14 protein-coding genes are annotated in these 17,202 nt (G+C 39.0%); 6 read left to right on the forward strand and 8 right to left on the reverse strand.

The features are described from left to right. Positions 1-55 precede the first annotated feature (55 nt). Positions 56-406, reverse strand: coding sequence for a purine nucleoside phosphoramidase (hinT, locus tag ED622_RS14145; protein ID WP_122035091.1), 351 nt, complete (start codon positions 404-406; stop codon positions 56-58). Positions 407-696: 290 nt separating this feature from the next. Between hinT and ED622_RS14150 the strand changes: the two genes are divergently transcribed. Both ED622_RS14150 and ED622_RS14155 read left to right on the forward strand, forming a co-directional pair. Next, on the forward strand, positions 697-2,688 hold the full coding sequence (locus ED622_RS14150) for a methyl-accepting chemotaxis protein (protein ID WP_122035093.1): 1,992 nt from the start codon (positions 697-699) through the stop codon (positions 2,686-2,688). A gap of 145 nt (positions 2,689-2,833) precedes the next feature. Next, a complete protein-coding gene (locus ED622_RS14155) occupies positions 2,834-3,841 on the forward strand; it encodes an OmpA family protein (RefSeq protein ID WP_122035095.1) in 1,008 nt (335 codons plus the stop codon). A 120-nt stretch (positions 3,842-3,961) separates the two neighbouring features. Here the strand turns inward: ED622_RS14155 and ED622_RS14160 are convergent, their stop codons facing one another. Further along, complete coding sequence (locus tag ED622_RS14160; protein WP_122035097.1) at positions 3,962-5,344, reverse strand: alpha-amylase family protein; 1,383 nt, start codon at positions 5,342-5,344, stop codon at positions 3,962-3,964. Positions 5,345-5,507: 163 nt separating this feature from the next. Beyond that, positions 5,508-5,981 (reverse strand): NYN domain-containing protein, encoded by a 474-nt coding sequence (locus ED622_RS14165; protein WP_122035099.1) that lies wholly within the window; start codon positions 5,979-5,981, stop codon positions 5,508-5,510. Between the two features lie 94 nt (positions 5,982-6,075). Here ED622_RS14165 and ED622_RS14170 point away from each other — a divergent pair, with 94 nt between their 5' ends. From ED622_RS14170 to ED622_RS14180, 3 genes are all read left to right on the forward strand, one after another. Further along, positions 6,076-6,534 (forward strand): RNA methyltransferase, encoded by a 459-nt coding sequence (locus ED622_RS14170; RefSeq protein ID WP_045101852.1) that lies wholly within the window; start codon positions 6,076-6,078, stop codon positions 6,532-6,534. 34 nt (positions 6,535-6,568) lie between these two features. Next, the gene (locus ED622_RS14175) at positions 6,569-7,546 is read left to right on the forward strand and encodes a phosphotransferase (protein WP_122035101.1); all 978 of its coding nucleotides are present in this window, start codon (positions 6,569-6,571) and stop codon (positions 7,544-7,546) included. 271 nt (positions 7,547-7,817) lie between these two features. Further along, positions 7,818-10,136: an AAA family ATPase gene (locus ED622_RS14180; protein ID WP_122035103.1), complete on the forward strand. Its 2,319-nt coding sequence runs from the start codon at positions 7,818-7,820 to the stop codon at positions 10,134-10,136. Positions 10,137-10,256: 120 nt separating this feature from the next. On the opposite strand, the gene ED622_RS14185 is transcribed toward ED622_RS14180, so the two are convergent. The 3 genes from ED622_RS14185 to rsgA form a co-directional block, all read right to left on the reverse strand. Continuing rightward, positions 10,257-10,634 (reverse strand): type II toxin-antitoxin system HigA family antitoxin, encoded by a 378-nt coding sequence (locus tag ED622_RS14185; RefSeq protein ID WP_122035105.1) that lies wholly within the window; start codon positions 10,632-10,634, stop codon positions 10,257-10,259. Positions 10,635-10,767: 133 nt separating this feature from the next. Beyond that, the gene (locus tag ED622_RS14190) at positions 10,768-12,372 is read right to left on the reverse strand and encodes a BCCT family transporter (RefSeq protein ID WP_122035107.1); all 1,605 of its coding nucleotides are present in this window, start codon (positions 12,370-12,372) and stop codon (positions 10,768-10,770) included. 328 nt (positions 12,373-12,700) lie between these two features. Beyond that, complete coding sequence (rsgA, locus tag ED622_RS14195) at positions 12,701-13,747, reverse strand: ribosome small subunit-dependent GTPase A (RefSeq protein WP_122035109.1); 1,047 nt, start codon at positions 13,745-13,747, stop codon at positions 12,701-12,703. 456 nt (positions 13,748-14,203) lie between these two features. Between rsgA and ED622_RS14200 the strand changes: the two genes are divergently transcribed. Continuing rightward, the gene (locus ED622_RS14200; protein WP_122035111.1) at positions 14,204-15,691 is read left to right on the forward strand and encodes an oligopeptide:H+ symporter; all 1,488 of its coding nucleotides are present in this window, start codon (positions 14,204-14,206) and stop codon (positions 15,689-15,691) included. Between the two features lie 106 nt (positions 15,692-15,797). Here ED622_RS14200 and ED622_RS14205 read toward each other — a convergent pair whose 3' ends face one another. Both ED622_RS14205 and ED622_RS14210 read right to left on the reverse strand, forming a co-directional pair. Beyond that, the gene (locus ED622_RS14205) at positions 15,798-16,733 is read right to left on the reverse strand and encodes a nucleotidyl transferase AbiEii/AbiGii toxin family protein (RefSeq protein ID WP_162922555.1); all 936 of its coding nucleotides are present in this window, start codon (positions 16,731-16,733) and stop codon (positions 15,798-15,800) included. A gap of 2 nt (positions 16,734-16,735) precedes the next feature. Beyond that, positions 16,736-17,140, reverse strand: coding sequence for a DUF6088 family protein (locus ED622_RS14210; protein ID WP_122035115.1), 405 nt, complete (start codon positions 17,138-17,140; stop codon positions 16,736-16,738). Positions 17,141-17,202 lie beyond the last annotated feature (62 nt).

The following is a 17,202-nucleotide window of genomic DNA, read 5'->3' on the forward strand; positions in this document are numbered from 1 at the left end:
TCTTTAGTTGAAAAAAGTAAGGCCCCAAACATAGGAGCCTTATTATAGAGAACTATTAACTTAACAGCATTGGACCTAATGGACGTCCGCCCACAAGGTGCATATGAATATGATAAACTTCTTGGCCACCGTGTGGATTACAGTTAACGATTAAACGGTAACCTTCATCAGCAATGCCTTCTTCTTTTGCTATTTTCTTAGCAACCGTAAATAAGCGCCCCATGACTAACTCATCCTCAGCCTCTATATCATTAGTGGTTGGGATCAATTTGTTTGGAATGATTAGAACGTGGCTTGGTGCTCGTGGGTTAATATCACGAAACGCAGTAACTAAATCATCTTGATAAACCACATCCGCAGGGATCTCTTTGCGAATAATTTTACTAAAAATCGTTTCTTCAGCCATGAAGCTTCTCCAATAAAACACAGTTTTTTATTTACTATTAGCTCTAGTATGCGTCACAAATTTCTCGAAAACAATAACTTGACGATTAAGTTAGCGACAAATTACTTAGTAATGACAAAAATCACATTTCATAAATGAGACTGATATCTCTATCAGCATTATTAATTTTATAGATTAGTCACAGCATGTAGGGGCGATTCTCCATACTATTAATGCTATACGTTCACATTATTAAGACTTCCCTACAAATACAACTTTAGTCTTGCGTTAACAAAAAAGAGAGATGAAACATGAACAGTTCCGTTATACGTCGAATGTATGCAGGATTTTCACTTATTGTTATTCTGTTTATAACGACGGTTGTCCTCATGCTAAACGGCACGAATAATATCCACAACCAAATGAAATCTGTATCTTCTGATTCCTTACCATTAGTTAGCTTATCAAATGAAACCAGCGTGTCCCTCTTAGCGGCGGACAAATCATTTAAAGACTTTCTAACGACACGCGACCCTGCTCAAATGCAGCAATCAAAGCAACAATTTATTGCTGCAGAAGAGATTTTTAATACTACTTTCCAGCGTTTAGTGAATGTTGCAGAACAGAAGAATACCGGAGAGCAACAACGAACAGAGTTGTCTGCTATACAGCAAGCTTATTTCACTGAAGCAAAAACTGCGATGGATAACTACCAAGCGCTATTACTTGCTGAAGATGAAAAACAAAAATCAATCCGTAACTTCCAGCGTCTATACACTGAATTAAGTGTGCGCATGAAAGAGTATGTTAACGATCAAGAGAGCATTGCCGTAAAAATGATGGCAAAGAGCTACTTTGTTAAACTTGAAGATGCAGAGCTAATCACTTCTGATGCATTAGCAAGCAATGACATTGAGTTTGTAAAAAAAGCAGTGAACCAAAACAAAAAAGCCGTTACTCACCTAAATTACGCTTACCGTGGTTTGGTAAATCAGCTGCCTCAGCTAAAAGAAACCTTTGATGATCCTGTTAACCAATTCAGTCTAGAAGTTGGCAAAAAAGAAGGTATTCTTAATACGCACTTCGCCTATTTAGATGCAACAGATACCCTTTATAGCAATATTTCAAATCTGGCTCGCCAAATCGATAGCGCTCTTGTTTTACTAAAATCGTTCAATGAATTAGCAAACCAAGACCTACAACAATCGCTGCAAGTTGCTGAGGATATTTACCAACAGAGTGTTTATAAAGCACTTGTACTTGGTGTTGTCGTCTCACTATTAGCTACCTTTGTTGGCTTCCACTTAGCCTCATCAGTAAGAACACCATTACAAAACATGCTTAAGATTTTAGAGTCATTAACTTCAGGTGACATGACTCAACGAATTGAAACAAAACACAATACTGAATTTAGCCGAGTTTCTCGCCACATCAATACACTTGCAGATAATCTACAAAAAGTATTACTGCAACTTAGTGGTGCTTCTGATGAGTTAACTGAAGTGGCTCAAAATAACAGTGCAACGGCAGAAAGAGCCAAGCAGCAGCTGTTTAATCAACGTGAACAAACCACGAGTGTCGCCGCAGCAATGACTCAAATGGAACATTCTGTTGTTGAAGTTGCCTCAAGCTCAGAAAGCTCACTACTTAAGGTTCAAGAAGTAGAAGCGGCTTCTGAACATGGGCAGCAAGTAATGCGAAGCAACTTACAAACCATTGAGCAGCTATCAAGCCGTCTTGATGAATCGGTACAAGCCGTGGGTAATTTACAAAAAGTCAGCAGTGAAATAGGCTCAATTCTTGATGTAATTAACAAAATTGCTGAGCAAACTAACCTACTTGCACTTAATGCCGCAATTGAAGCAGCACGCGCTGGCGAACAAGGCCGTGGCTTTGCTGTCGTTGCCGATGAAGTTCGTATTCTTGCTCAACGTACCGCAAAATCGACTTCGGAAATTGAAGCCATGATAGCTAACTTGCAATCTAGCTCTAAAACAACAACCGTTGTAATTGAGAGTTGCGTGGAAGATATGCAGCAAAGCGTAATTCAAACGAATGAAGCGAATAATGCAATGGTGATGATCCAAAGCTTGATTGATGAGATAAGCCACATGAGTAATCATATTTCTCAAGCAGCCAACGAACAAAGTGCAACAACCACAGAGATTGCACGCAGTCTTGAAGACATTAGCCACATTGCAGAAGACAACCAAACAGCAATGAATGATATTGCCAATGTCAGCTCAACACTGAATGAATTAGCACACCAACAAAGCGATATCGTGCATCAATTTAAAGTGTAATTAACATACGTTGAGGGAAAACTTTTCCCTCAACTAAAAATTAAATCATATAAAATACAACCTAAAACCGACAGAGATGCTTTTCCTGTTCTACTATTTAAACGTACGGTGCTACTTGTGTGTTTTGAAATAGAAGGAAAGAAATATGAAAAGATCATCTTTACTTGCTGCTATCACTCTCACCTCTATAGGTTTCTCTTCCCCCTTACTCGCCGAAACATACGTCGGTGCTAAATTAGGTCTTGGCCTCATAGATGATGCGTGTGCTTCTTCTGGACCGTGTGATGATGATGCATTTGGCTTTGGGGCATACGGGGGTTACCACTTTACAGAACGATGGGGCCTAGAGCTTGGATTTGATTCTATTGGCGAGTTTGAATCTAATCATTCTTATAACGGCACAACAAAGTACGTTGATAGTCGTCTTACCGCTCTCTCATTAGCTCCTCGTTATACTTTCTCTGCTACCGATACCATTGACGTATTCCTCAAGGCAGGTGCCGCCTATATGGACTATAGCAACGCAAACGATACTGTATTCACTGCAGGCTTAGGCAGTGAATTAGCGCTTAATGAAAGCTTAGCCCTACGCCTAGAGTACCAATACTTTGACGATATCGATGATAGTTACATCTATGATTTATCATCACACTTTATCTCACTTGGTCTTACTTACACCTTTGGAAACGCCTCAAAAGCGACATCAATAGAAGAAGAGGAAGAAGTTGAAGTCGTGCCAGAACCAGAAAAGCAAATGGCTGAGCCTATGGAAGAAAAACCAATGGAGCCAGTTGCTATCAAGCAAGAACAATCTAAATCACATCAAAACTTATTTAAAAATAATGGTTCTGAACTCGCACCAGAAAGCCATGCCGAACTTAATTCAATCGCAGCTATTTTAGTTGCACATCCACAGGCAAGTGTAAACATTGTTGGCCATACCGATTCATCGGGATCAGAAGCTTACAACCAAAAAATATCAGAAGACCGAGCAAATTCTGTCTCTAAATATTTACAAGAACAAGGGGTAAAAGAAGAGCAAATAAACGCAAGTGGTGAAGGAGAATCAAACCCAATCGCAACCAACAAAACAGCCGAGGGAAGAAGTCAAAACCGTCGAGTAGATATCGATATCCCTAATTTTGAATATTAATACTCACCCAGTGTATCTGCTCCAATTTTCTTTCACATTTTATTATTGCAGATAACAAAAAGGTGGATAAATTATCCACCTTTTTATGCTTGCTTCTTATGACTTCTACTCTAGTAATGACTAGCGTGAAAACAGCAGATAAGAGTTTGCAGGAATAAAGAATCTAAGGTTTCCCTGTTGCGGCGCATAATAAGTGTGTGACGTCCTTTCTAGCCACACCACATCGGATCTTACTGACATATTCACTTCAATATTATGGCCCGACTTATTTATCGCTACGATACCACTCTCTCCTCTCTCGAAGACCAAATGATCATCACTGGCTGCGACATGTCCCTGTGATTCTCGATACATATCATGATGAAAAGCGATCAGTATTGCCATACGATCAGAGCACCACTCTTCTTTCCATCGAGCTTCACCGGCACTGTTTTTTATACCACTGACATCGAACTCAGAATAAATAAGAGGAATGCCACCATCACGCCCGAACAAATACGCATAAGCAAGCCACTCATTTTCCTCACTCATCACCAAAGACTTAAATACGTGGTTATTTGGAATATCATGAGTGGTCGCAAAGGTAATCGCTCGTAGTGGAGACATTGCCATTCCATAAATATATGGGTCGATTAAACTGGTTAGAGAGCCATCTTTTTCTAATGCTTGATACAGTGTATTAAACAATGGGAAATCATAAGCGCCTAACTTTGTTTCTTGTAAGTATGGATTCAAAAACGTTTCATACTCTTCTTTAGTGGCACCACCATCGGTAATGATCTCACCAAAAATATGAATGTCATGAGTGATCTCTTCATCCCATACTTTCTTAAGATGTTCTAAACTCATGTGCTTGGCAGCATCAATACGAAAGCCTTTCACACCAATCTGTTTTAACGCCTTTAGGTATGAACGCTGTTGCTCAATAACATGATCATTATCGGCTAACGTTGGTAAACCCGGATCATGAGGCCCACCTGAAATTCGGCCATTCTGAACTTCCCACTTATCGTTCCAATTTTCGATCCCAAAGGCTTCGACAAAATCAGGTTCAGAAAACAGCGGCTCAGATAAATCACCAAATAATTTTAATGCTTCATACTTTTCTGGATCACGGGCGTAATCTTCTCTATCCCACTGATTTGGGTATTCAAGATCCGCTCTAATATCCGATTCATTGGCCATGTGATTAAACACCACATCAACGTAAACCCAGATGCTTAGTTCAGCTAATCGCTCAACCATGCGTTTAAAATCAAGCGTGTTACCAAGAGGATTATCAATCAGGCGGTAATCTTGTGGTTGATATCTCTGCCACCACTTTGAACCAGAAGGTAAGCTTAATGATTTCATTGCAGGCGACACCAACACTGAGCGATACCCTAAACTGGCAATCAATTCGGCTTGCTCTGTGATGTAGTCATAATTCCAATCAAAAGCATGTAGGATGACATTACTCATCGCAGGAACTTCAACTGAATGCCATTGTGTTTGCTGATCCATTATTTTTTATCCATTACATAACATCATTCAATTATAAAAAGTTCCCATTTGCCTTCCCTCCTCCCTAACTCTATAAAATTCAGTAGGAGATCTAAGGCGTAGACGAGGAGTATAAGCAGTACTTCATAACGATACCGTCACGAATACTAACAATTAACTTATTCTATAATAACAAGTTATCTTCAATTGGAATAAAGCGATCAGCCGCCTCGATAAGAGAATTAGCGGTTAAATTCTGCACGCCATACACTTCAACTTCTTTATTAAAACGTGACTGAATTCGCTTAACGAGTAAGTCAAAATCGCCATCACCCGACAAAATAACCACAATATCCGCCTGCTCAGCCATCTCAATAGCATCAAGGGCAATACCTACATCCCAATCGCCTTTTGCTGAGCCATCACGACGCTGAATAAAAGGTTTTAGCTTCACATCAAAACCAATACCACGAAGGATATTATGAAATTGCTTCTGTTTATCATCACTACGCGCAATGGCATACGCATTAGCATCGACGACAGTACGACCGTCCGTTACTTTTGCCCATAATGCGTTGTAATCAAAATGACGTTGGTAGACATCACGCGTGGTGTAGTAAATGTTTTGCACATCAACAAGAATTGCAACCGTTTTCATATTTCACCTTCCTAGGAAATTATCCAATGAGTCTATATGAATCCCTTTAATTTAGGTATACTTCGCGCAAATTTTGTATTGGAAAAACGGTAAAATGACTAAAGGCTATTCTTGTATTGGATTGGTAAACCCAAAAACACCTGAAAACGTAGGCTCGGTAATGCGAGCGGCAGGCTGCTATAATGTAAACTCTGTTTTTTACACAGGTAAACGTTACGATATCGCAAAGCAGTTTTGTACGGATACAAAAAGCCAGCATCTTAACGTTCCATTGATCGGCGTTGAAGATCTAAAAGACATCATTCCTTTAGATTGCGTACCAGTCGCGGTTGACCTTATTGAAGGCGCAAAACCTCTGCCAGATTACAAGCACCCACCACGTGCGTTTTACATTTTTGGCCCAGAAGACGGTACATTGAAGAAAGAGATCACTGATTTCTGCCGTGAGACTATTTATGTCCCAACCAATGGCTGCATGAACTTAGCCGCTGCTGTGAACGTGATCATGTATGATCGCATGGCAAAAGGCGAAAACTTCTCAAACCATAAATAATCTACGTTAAGTTAGATGAATAAAGGAACTCGGCATGTTTGATTTATCACGTATTTCGGGTTTCGAAAACGCATCAATTACCCAAACCGATACCCTACAAACCTTGTGGGGTGGTTATGGGGAGTTAGTGCGTTTGCATTTAATACAAGCACCCACCTCTTCTATCATCATCAAACAGATCACCCTACCCAAGCCTAAAGTGCACCCTAGAGGTTGGAATACAGATTTATCACACCAGCGTAAACTCGACTCTTATCAAGTGGAACTCAATTGGTATCAAGATTACGCCAATGCGGTTTCTACCCATTGTCCTGTGCCGTGCTGTTTATACGTAGAGCAGCGTGATAACGAGTTAATCTTAGTACTGGAAGATTTAGCGACCTGCGGATTTCCAATCGTAAAAACTGGACCATTACAAACCAGCGCCTCAATAAACGAAACCAAAGCTTGCTTAACGTGGCTTGCGAACTTTCACGCAGAACATCTTAATGTAAAACCTACAGGATTATGGCAAACAGGCACTTATTGGCATTTAGACACTCGCCCTGATGAGCTTGAAGCCTTAACGGATTTACCATTAAAACATGCAGCAGCTAAGATTGATGAAACACTTAAAAACAGCCGCTATCAAACCTTGGTACATGGTGATGCTAAGTTAGCGAACTTCTGTTTTTCTGAAGATGGCGAACAAGTTGCAGCCGTTGATTTCCAATACATAGGAAAAGGCTGTGGCATGAAGGATGTGATCTTATTTATCAGCAGCGCAGTAAAGCCAGAACAATGCGCAGAGCTTGAAAATGAATTACTGGATCATTACTTTACGCAACTTAAAATCGCCCTATTGCGCTTAGGTCACACAAAAGCAAGTGACGATATTGAGCAAGAGTGGCGACCACTGTTTTACATTGCTTGGACTGATTTTCAACGCTTTGTAAAAGGCTGGAGCCCAGAGCATTGGAAGATTAATGGGTATACTGAAGGGCTTAAAGAAAGAGCTTTGAAGGTGTTGTAGGGAAAGGTCGCAATGAGCGATCTTTTTATGTAAGGGTGTAGTTGCTAACTTGTTTCTGAACATTTATGAGTTAACCCAGAGTGTGCCTGAACGCCTCTGGACAACCCTAAATTGCCTAGTAAGCCATGAATAATTTCATATATTCAAATCTGCTTTGCCCGAATAAATTTTGAATGGGTTCGCTAAATTATACAATCCACATCAGATTTTCCTACCATCCGATATGCTATTATTCTCAGTTAAATGGATTGCCTAAGGATAACGATTCACCATGCTAGAAAATCTCAACGTCCTAGCCGAAATAAAGCAGCTAAATCACCGTAGCCAAATGGATAACAACTTCACACAGCTTTCGCTCATATATGGTTTAAATGGTGATGGTAAATCTACATTAAGTAAAATTTTTCAGTTAATTTCAGAAAAAGATATACCTTCCATTAATAGCATGAAGTCATTAGAGTCAGACAAATTGAAAACCCCTAATTTTGTTTTACGATTTTCTGCTTCAAAGACAATTACACCAAACAACATAAACTCACTTGACCATAACTTTTTAGTATTTAATCAGCACTTCATTGATTCGAATGTTCACTCATCTAGCAAGATTGAAAGTAGTAACCTTCAAAACTACTACAACCTATGCTTAGGTTCATTCTCTGTTGAAAAGCAAAAGAAAATTGATGATTTGAAATTAGAAAACAATATTCTCGCCACAGAGAAAACAGAATTTGAAACGAAGTTAACTCAACGGTTTCAGGGTTTAACCGTTTCAGAAATTACAAAATTAAAACCCATTAAAGACGCAGATAGTCGCATTGCAGAGTTAGAATCAAAATTAGATGATGTGAAAGCTATTGACGTAATTAAGAAACTTACAAAGCCAAGTAAGCTCTCGGTTTCATTTCCTGAACTGAATTTTGATTATCTGGACGTTTCAGTTGAAAAAATTAGTAGGGATGCAACCGAAGAAATCAAGAAGCACTTCTCTAACAATCATAAGAAAGAAAATAAGAAATGGGTAAAAGACGGTGTAGCTCTTGTAACAGAAAACCAAACGTGTCCTTTCTGCGCACAGGACCTAAATGAATCGCCTATCTATACTCACTATAAGCACTTTCTTGATGAAACGTATCAAGTAGCCGTTAATGCTTTCACTACAAGCAACACAATTACTACTACTGACTTAGACAACATATACACCGCCCTTTTGTCAGTTAAGACGGACGTTGACACCGCTAATCAGTGCATCGAGTCTTGGAAAGGTAGAGTTTCCCTTAATTCACTTACCTTAGAACTAGCTTACCTTTCTGATCTAGAAACGTATATTAAGAACCTCAAAGAAGAAACAGAACGCATGGAGTCAGATATTTTCATAGAAACTGACCTTTCTGAAACTTGTGAGTCCATAATCAAAATCTTGTTTGATGCTGAATCTGACATTAGAACACTTAATAAATCAATTCAGTCATGCTTGGATGATATTCAGTCTTACATATCCACACTAGAGTCAACTACAGAAGCTGATATCAACATTAATATAACCACATTAAAAAACGCTATCGAGTCGAGTAAGGCAGACGTTAAGCTTTGGATTAAAGATAGAAAAGATCGAGGTTCTAGAGTTACATTAAATAATAAGGCAGTAAAAACGCTCAGGGAAGAAATCGAAAACGACCAGAAAGGTAAAATTTCAACTCTAAGCAAAGATATTAATGAGATTCTTCAAAAGTTTGGTAGCCATGTTCGATTAATTGATTTAGAGAAAGACTACAAAGCAAAAAAAGGGAATGACAGGTTTAAGTTCGGGGTCAAATTTATTGAGAATGAACTATCAACTTCTAACGCTGTTGAGTCTGCAAAAGTTATTGGTGATCTACTTTCAACAGGTGATAAAAATGCATTAGCACTGGCTTTCTTCTTTGCAAGAGTCAGAAGTGGTGTAAATGCAAACAGTATTATAGTGTTTGATGACCCGATGAGTTCATTAGACCGACACAGAAGACATCAAACAAAAGCATTGATAACCAAGATTGCCAGAAATAATCAGGTTTTAGTTATGAGTCATGATCCGTTCTTCTTGAAAGAACTGTATGACTATCAAAATAACAATGCTATTTCTTCATATTTCAGGTTTGAATCCTCAACTCAAATTTCTGGTACGTCCCATTACAGGAAAAGTTCGTTAATCAGTATTGCTAACCTGAATGAAGAAACAATAGACCCTTATGAGCAGTGCTATAAATCGCTTCTAGATTATTGCCATGCCCCATCAGACGATTCAACAATAAAGCTTGATGCAATAAGAAGAATCAGAACCATACTTGAAGCTAAAATCTATATGTCAGATCCAAATACATTCTTGCCTAATGAGTATTTGGGAACACTTATCGGAAAAGTGAGAGAAAGAAAAGATGACCTACAGGATATCTTTTACATTGATAACGATACTTTCGAGGACATCGAAGATTTGAATGAATATACAGGCGAATATCATCACGCGGATGGTGTTAAAACAGTTAGCAATCCTATTGATATGACAGAGCTAAGAACCAATGTTCAAAAAACATTAGAATGCGTCACTAGAATGTAGAACCACGATAAGGTAAGGATTAAACACTAACTTTGTAGAGTTTAATCCTTATTTATTAGGAACCTTTACCTCTGAGCCAAACCTATTAGCAGATCAATCTAAACACAAACGAGTTAGCTATTACTTAGCAAGTTGATATTCACCAATAAGACTCTCAAGTGGAATGTTCAACTTACGATTTAGGTTCCTAATCATGGTGAGTGAAAGTCGTCTCTTTCTCTTTAAGATCTCAGTAACTCGGCTGCGTTGCCCTAATATTGGTGTTAAGTCACTATCACTTAATCCGAGCTGTTCCATTCTAAATTTAATTGCTTCTACTGGATCTGGCGTTTCAATTTTATGATGAACGCTTTCGTATGCTTCAACTAAAATGGTTAAAACTTCTAATTCATCAAACTCAATAGCAGGTAATGCATCAGGATCACCGCTAGTAAGTTCGCTGATTCGAGCCATCGCTGCTTTGTAATCATCTTTAGTTTGAATAGGCTTAATATTCATAATTTATTACCACTGCATTGTTATTTACTGTTTGTGGGCTCTATAAAAAAACTCCCTAGCACAAAGTACCAGAGAGTTTTATTGTAGATCTAACTTTTACTTTAGCTCTTAATCTAGCAACAAACTAACCTAATTAGTTTACTCGCTTAGTGGCAGCCTTTGGCTTTTCAACTTCCGTCAATAATCCTCTAAGGAGACATCCAGAGCCTAACAACAGAATAATGGTAAATGGCATTGCTGCAATAATGGTAATTGATTGCAACGATTGAATAGATTCAGTACCACCAATCCACAACATAATCATAGCGATAGCACCAGAGATAACAGCCCACACTACTTTCTGTTTAACTGGTACTTCTAATTTACCACCAGCTGTCATGCCATCAATAACGATAGAGCCTGAGTCCAACGTTGTCACAAAGAAAACAATGATCAATGCTACCGCAATGAAAGATAAAATATCCCCAAACGGATAAGCATCTAACATGTGGAACAAGCTTAGAGAAACATCGCTAATACCTTGCTGAGTACCCAACAATCCAACTTTATCGATAACTTGTTGAATAGCCACTCCGCCAAAGATAGACATCCAAGCCGTTGTTACCATAGTCGGAATAAGCATTACACAAAGAAGGAATTCACGAACAGTACGACCTCTAGAGATACGCGCTACGAACATACCAAAGAAAGGTGCATACGCAACCCACCATGCCCAATAGAACACAGTCCACCCATGTAACCAAGTGGTGTCTTCACGGCCAGAGTTTTGGCTTAATGGAACAATGTTTTTCACATACCCCGTTAATGCCGTAACTAATGAATCCAATACGGTTGTGAAGTTCAGCACAGCAATCAGACCAAGGAAGATAAAGGCAATAACCATATTTAGGTTACTCAGAAACTTAACGCCCCCATCCATACCACGTAGAACAGAAATAATAGCTAAGCCCATAATCAATACGATAATAGCCTGTTGAAGATAGATATTATTTTCCATTCCGAAAACATGGCTAATACCACTCGCCGCTTGTGAGCCGCCTAAACCAAGAGACGTTGCAAGACCAAATAAGGTAACTAACACGGTTAAGATATCAATCACATCACCGGTTTTACCCCAAACTCGATCCCCTAATAATGGATAAAACACCGAGCGCATTGATAATGGTAGCCCTTTGTTATAAACAAAATAAGCAAGGCAAAGTGCTGTCATGCCATAGATAGCCCACGCATGTAAGCCCCAGTGGAAGACAGTTGCACCTAATGCTAATTCACGACCTGCTTCTGTAAAAGGTTCTACATTAAGCGGGGTTCCAAACCAGTTGGTAAAGAACGCAGTTGGCTCTGCAACACCCCAGAAAATAAGCCCAATACCCATACCTGCGGCAAATAGCATCGAGATCCAAGAGGCTTTGGAGTAATCTGGTTTTGCACCTTCACCACCTAAACGAATTTTACCCAAAGGTGAAAACGCGATAATAATGGCTAAAATTAATAATATGTTAGCTCCCCACATAAAGAGGAAGTCAAAATTTGATAATACAGAGCCTTTAAGAGAATCAATGGCGGCTTTTGCGTCTGCAGGTGGTAATGCGAGAAGAGTGATAATGAAGAGAAGAGATAAGCCGACTGAGGCTATAAAAACTGTGTTATGGACATCCATGCCCCATTTACTAATGTTATCTTGACCGACTTCATAATCTGTCGATTCAATACTGTACTTTTCTGATTTAAAACCCATAAATGATAATGTTCAGATATCCGACTAAGCGAACGGCTAGGCGAATACAAGGACAACTCCTTATCCAATTACTATTTGATTGAGTAGCGGGACCATGTAAATAAACATGATAAAAATCACCACTATAGGTGATTAATTGCTCTTTTTCTCAACCCCAAGCGGCGAATTATAACACAAAATGAGTAGTTATTGGTGATTAGAGTGACTCAGTGGGTTTTTCAGAGACTGGCTCCCCTACCATTTTATGAATTAAGGAGCCCAATTTATCGCGTATAAAAATATAGAAGCATGCGATATTTGAAGTATTAAATTCGACCACCTTTCGAGATCAATATCCTTTCTTTAATCGCTTAGATACACTCTGAGTATGGTTAATTAGCTTACCCAGAGCCTTATCTTGAGAGCGTTTCTCTGCTAGTGTTGCTCCGTTTTGGGCTTGTTCTCTAAGTAATTTTTGAAAGCTATGCAAACGTCTTTCTGCCAAGTCTCCATTTTTAATTGCCCGTTGAACGGCGCAACCAGGCTCATTACCGTGTGAGCAATCTGAAAAACGACATTGCTCAGCAAGCTCTGCGATCTCAGAAAATGTTTCGCTGATACCATGTTCACTGCTGCCAAGTTGTAGCTCTCGCATCCCTGGGGTATCCATTAAAACACCACCACTTGGCAATATTTTTAGGGCTCGATGCGTTGTGGTGTGACGTCCTTTACTATCATCTTCACGAATCCCTCCCGTTTGTTGAGACTCAAAACCCAGTAAGCCATTGACTAGGGTTGATTTACCTACGCCCGATGAGCCCAAAAATGCAATCGTTTTGCCATTACGACAGTGTATTCCAAGCTGTTGAATACTTTGACTATCGAGCGCATTAAGCGTGTAAACCTCTAGCATTGGATCCAATTTCTGCACTTGATCTCGCTTATCGTCGGCATCTTCACATAGGTCGGCCTTAGTTAAAATAATCACAGGCTCAACCATCGCCTCTCGTGCCAAAGTAAGATAACGCTCAATTCTACTCAGACTAAAATCATTATTTAGGGAAGAGACAATCATGACACTATCAATATTCGATGCGATCAACTGAGTCGTTACCTTAGAGCCCGGCGCTTTACGCTCAAATAGGGATTGACGCTCTAGACTTCTATGCACTCTGAGCTGCTCATCAAATAACAACCAATCACCAACACATATTTTTTCGTCATTTACCATAAAAGTGAGACTTTGTTGTCCTTGTTCCGACATCACTACGATACGATCACGATGCTGTTCAATCACGCGACCTATATTAAAATCAGTTAGGTCTTCTAAGCTCAATTGTTGTTGGAAAAAAGGTTTCCAACCAAGTTGTTGAAGTGTTGAAATTTGGCTGCTCATTGGCTGTGGCTCTCATATCTAAGTAGTTGTACTCATCATAGAGAAACCTTATCAGCAAAGATTGAACAAAAGCGACAGTTTATAAGTAACTTAACCAATATCTAACTACCTCACTCCCGATAGCAAAAGCCTTATACACCAAGTACTCACTCTTTATACGCGTTAAAAAAATAATCCACATAGATTAGAAAACTTAATGCTTTTTGTTACACATAGATACAATGCACTCACAATGCCGAAATTAAAACCTAACCCTTCAGCAACTTAGATAACCTAACAGATACTTAATTGAACTATTAAATCAAATATTACTAATGGTTAATTATTAGAGCATTTAATCTAATGCGACATGAATCACAGAGAGTAAATTACAAAACAAACAAATATCACGTTTTAAATTATTAAATTAGTTTTTAATGCCTGCACAACAATGAATAGCCAGGTGAAATAACTAACATGGATAATAAAACAAGTATATTAAACCAACCAAAACCATTTAAGATGATATTTTTCATTGAATTATGGGAGCGATTTGGTTACTACGGACTTCAAGGGATCCTCGCCGTCTACTTTGTAGATAAGCTTGGCTTTAGCATGCAAGACTCTTTCGTTACCTTTGGTGCATTTGCTGCCTTAGTTTATGGCCTTGTCTCTGTCGGTGGCTACGTCGGAGATTATGTTCTAGGTACTAAGCGCACCATGGTTTTTGGTGCTATCGTTCTTGCATTAGGTTATTTCTTAATGGGCTTCTCCATTCTGAATCCTAACTTTATCTATTTAGCGCTTGGGGCTATCGCTGTTGGTAATGGCTTATTTAAAGCAAACCCATCAAGCCTATTAGCTAAGTGTTATGAAAAAGGCGATTCTCGCTTAGATGGCGCATTTACCCTTTATTATATGTCAATCAACATTGGCTCTTTAGTTTCGCTTTCTCTAAGCCCTGTTATTGCGAATAATTATGGCTATGAATATGCCTTTCTAATCTGTGGTCTAGGTCTTGTTGCCAGTTTATTTAGCTACTTTGCATTACGTAGCACAGTACAAGGCATTGGCTCTGAACCTGATACCCTGCCGCTAAATAAAACCAAAGCCTTAATCGTTTTGATCGGCACTGTTGCATCGACTTTAGTGTGTGCATGGTTGCTGCAAAATATTATGATGGCAAACCTAGCACTAGGTGTCATTGGTGTTGGTGTGGTTGGCTTCTTTTTAAAAGAAACCTTTAAAGAGACAGGCGAACAACGTAACAAAATGATTGTGGCTTTCATTCTTATGCTACAAGCGATTATTTTCTACGTGCTATACGCACAAATGCCAACGTCATTAAACTTCTTTGCGATTAATAACGTTCACACTGAATTGTTCGGTATTGATATTAACCCTGTTAGCTTACAAGCGTTAAATCCATTCTGGGTCGTATTCTGTAGCCCTATCTTGGCTTACTTATACACTTACTACGGTAACCAAAATAAAGACTTATCTATGCCAGGTAAATTTACTGTTGGTATGTTTATGTGTGCCTTTGGTTTCTTATCTGTTGCTGCCGCTGGTAATTGGTTTGCTGACCAAGCCGGTATGGTTTCGGTTTGGTGGATGGTTCTGGTTTACTTATTCCAAAGCTTAGGTGAGTTGATGATCAGTGGTCTTGGCCTTGCAATGGTAGCGAGCTTAGTTCCGCAACGTTTAATGGGTTTCACTATGGGTGCATGGTTCTTAACTCAAGCGGCTTCGTTCATCATTGGTGGTTACATTGCTACATTCAGTGCGACTCCTGAGCACCTTACTGATCCTCTAGATACCCTACCTGTCTATACTGAGCTGTTCCAAAATATCGGTTTTGTGACTCTGGCGGTTGCTATCGTAATGGCGATTACAGCACCAAAACTTAATCGTATGATGACAAGTTCACAGCCTGAAGAAATTGAACTGGTCGAGCAGCATTAATTAGTATTCGGTCAATGACTTAATAGATAAGTTATTTAATAGAAAAGTTACTTAATAAAAAAGCAGAATGAAGCGTGATGCCCATTCTGCTTTTTACTGTTGAGAGTTAAGCGAGAAGCTGCTCTGAAATACCTTTAAACGAAGTAAAACAAGTATCAAAATCATATGGCTCAGCGCTGTATACCATTGGAGCTACAAAAGCGTCAAAACGATTACGAAATTCCACGTTAGTTTCTAGTTCAACTAATCCCAGCATTAATTCATTTTTTGGATCGTCGACAAATTCTTGATGTTGATTTCCATATCGTCTCTTATCTTCTTCCAAAACGACATTAAACATCGGTTTTAATACGTCCATATCAATTTCATGTTCTACGCTAATGCAGTGAACATCGTAGATATGTCGAACTAACGTCTCATCATCCTTACGCTTTGGATCCCGCTTGACTGACATTGTGCGACGTAACATCGAAAGCACTTTTTCAACTAACGTCGAATCAATAGAAATACACGATATTGCGTTTACTTCAGCAGGTTGTTTATAGCTCTGTGCTACTAATGATGAGATCGAGCGATTTTCGACTTCTTGAATCTCAATGGTCTCGATAAATTCTAACTTGATATAAGGTCGTAGACACGGTGCTTGATGATATTGTTGCGGATATTCTATTTCTATTTCAACATAGCGATAATTATCACTTACCGATTTATCACTGTAATTTAGGTAAGGGTGTTCAACTAACTTAGCTATGATATATTCGACTAATACCTTACGAGCTTTCCTCTTAGCCCCATTACCCTTATCTAGAAATTCTTGGGTTGGGATCAATTTTATATCGACGTCTTCCGACATTCTTAATATCTTAATGTTGGACTTGGCTAAAGCTGTTCCACCTGAAAAGACAAGTTGATGATGTTCGCTTGCCACATTTTCCAACATTGCTAGCAGTGATACTACCCAATAGTCTTTTTCCGTGATCGACGGATTACCTAATTCAAGCGCATCAGAAACTTCAAGAAACTGTTTCTTAAGTTTTGGTATGCTCATTGTCGGTTACTCAATACTCTATTACCAACCTTAAGGCTACGGTTGAACAGCTTAGGATCCCACTTGTATTTGATTGACGCTGGTATTTGGGTTGACTGTCCATTAATGCTCTTCAAAGACATAGCATCCATCTCAAAGTCTACACCGCGCAATCTTAGTATCTCGCGCATAATTGCGTCAGTACCACCAGGATTCGTTGGCATCGGTTTATTAGTTAGGCTGTTGATTGTTGACTTGGTGTATAAGCCATAGCCGATTTTCATCAGCACACCTTTATCTACAAGCTGTTTCAAGACACGACCAACTTGGTCATAGCTTGCATCGTTGTAAAAATCTTTACGTTCGAACACATAGCGACGAGAACGCTTTATTTTTTGATAAATACGGTCAGCTGCTGTCATGATTCACCCTCCTACATAATGCTTGAATTTAGTATACTTGAAGATCACTATTATTTAAAATT

The sequence above is a fragment of the Aliivibrio sp. EL58 genome (assembly GCF_900312675.1).
Taxonomy (GTDB): Bacteria; Pseudomonadota; Gammaproteobacteria; order Enterobacterales; family Vibrionaceae; genus Aliivibrio.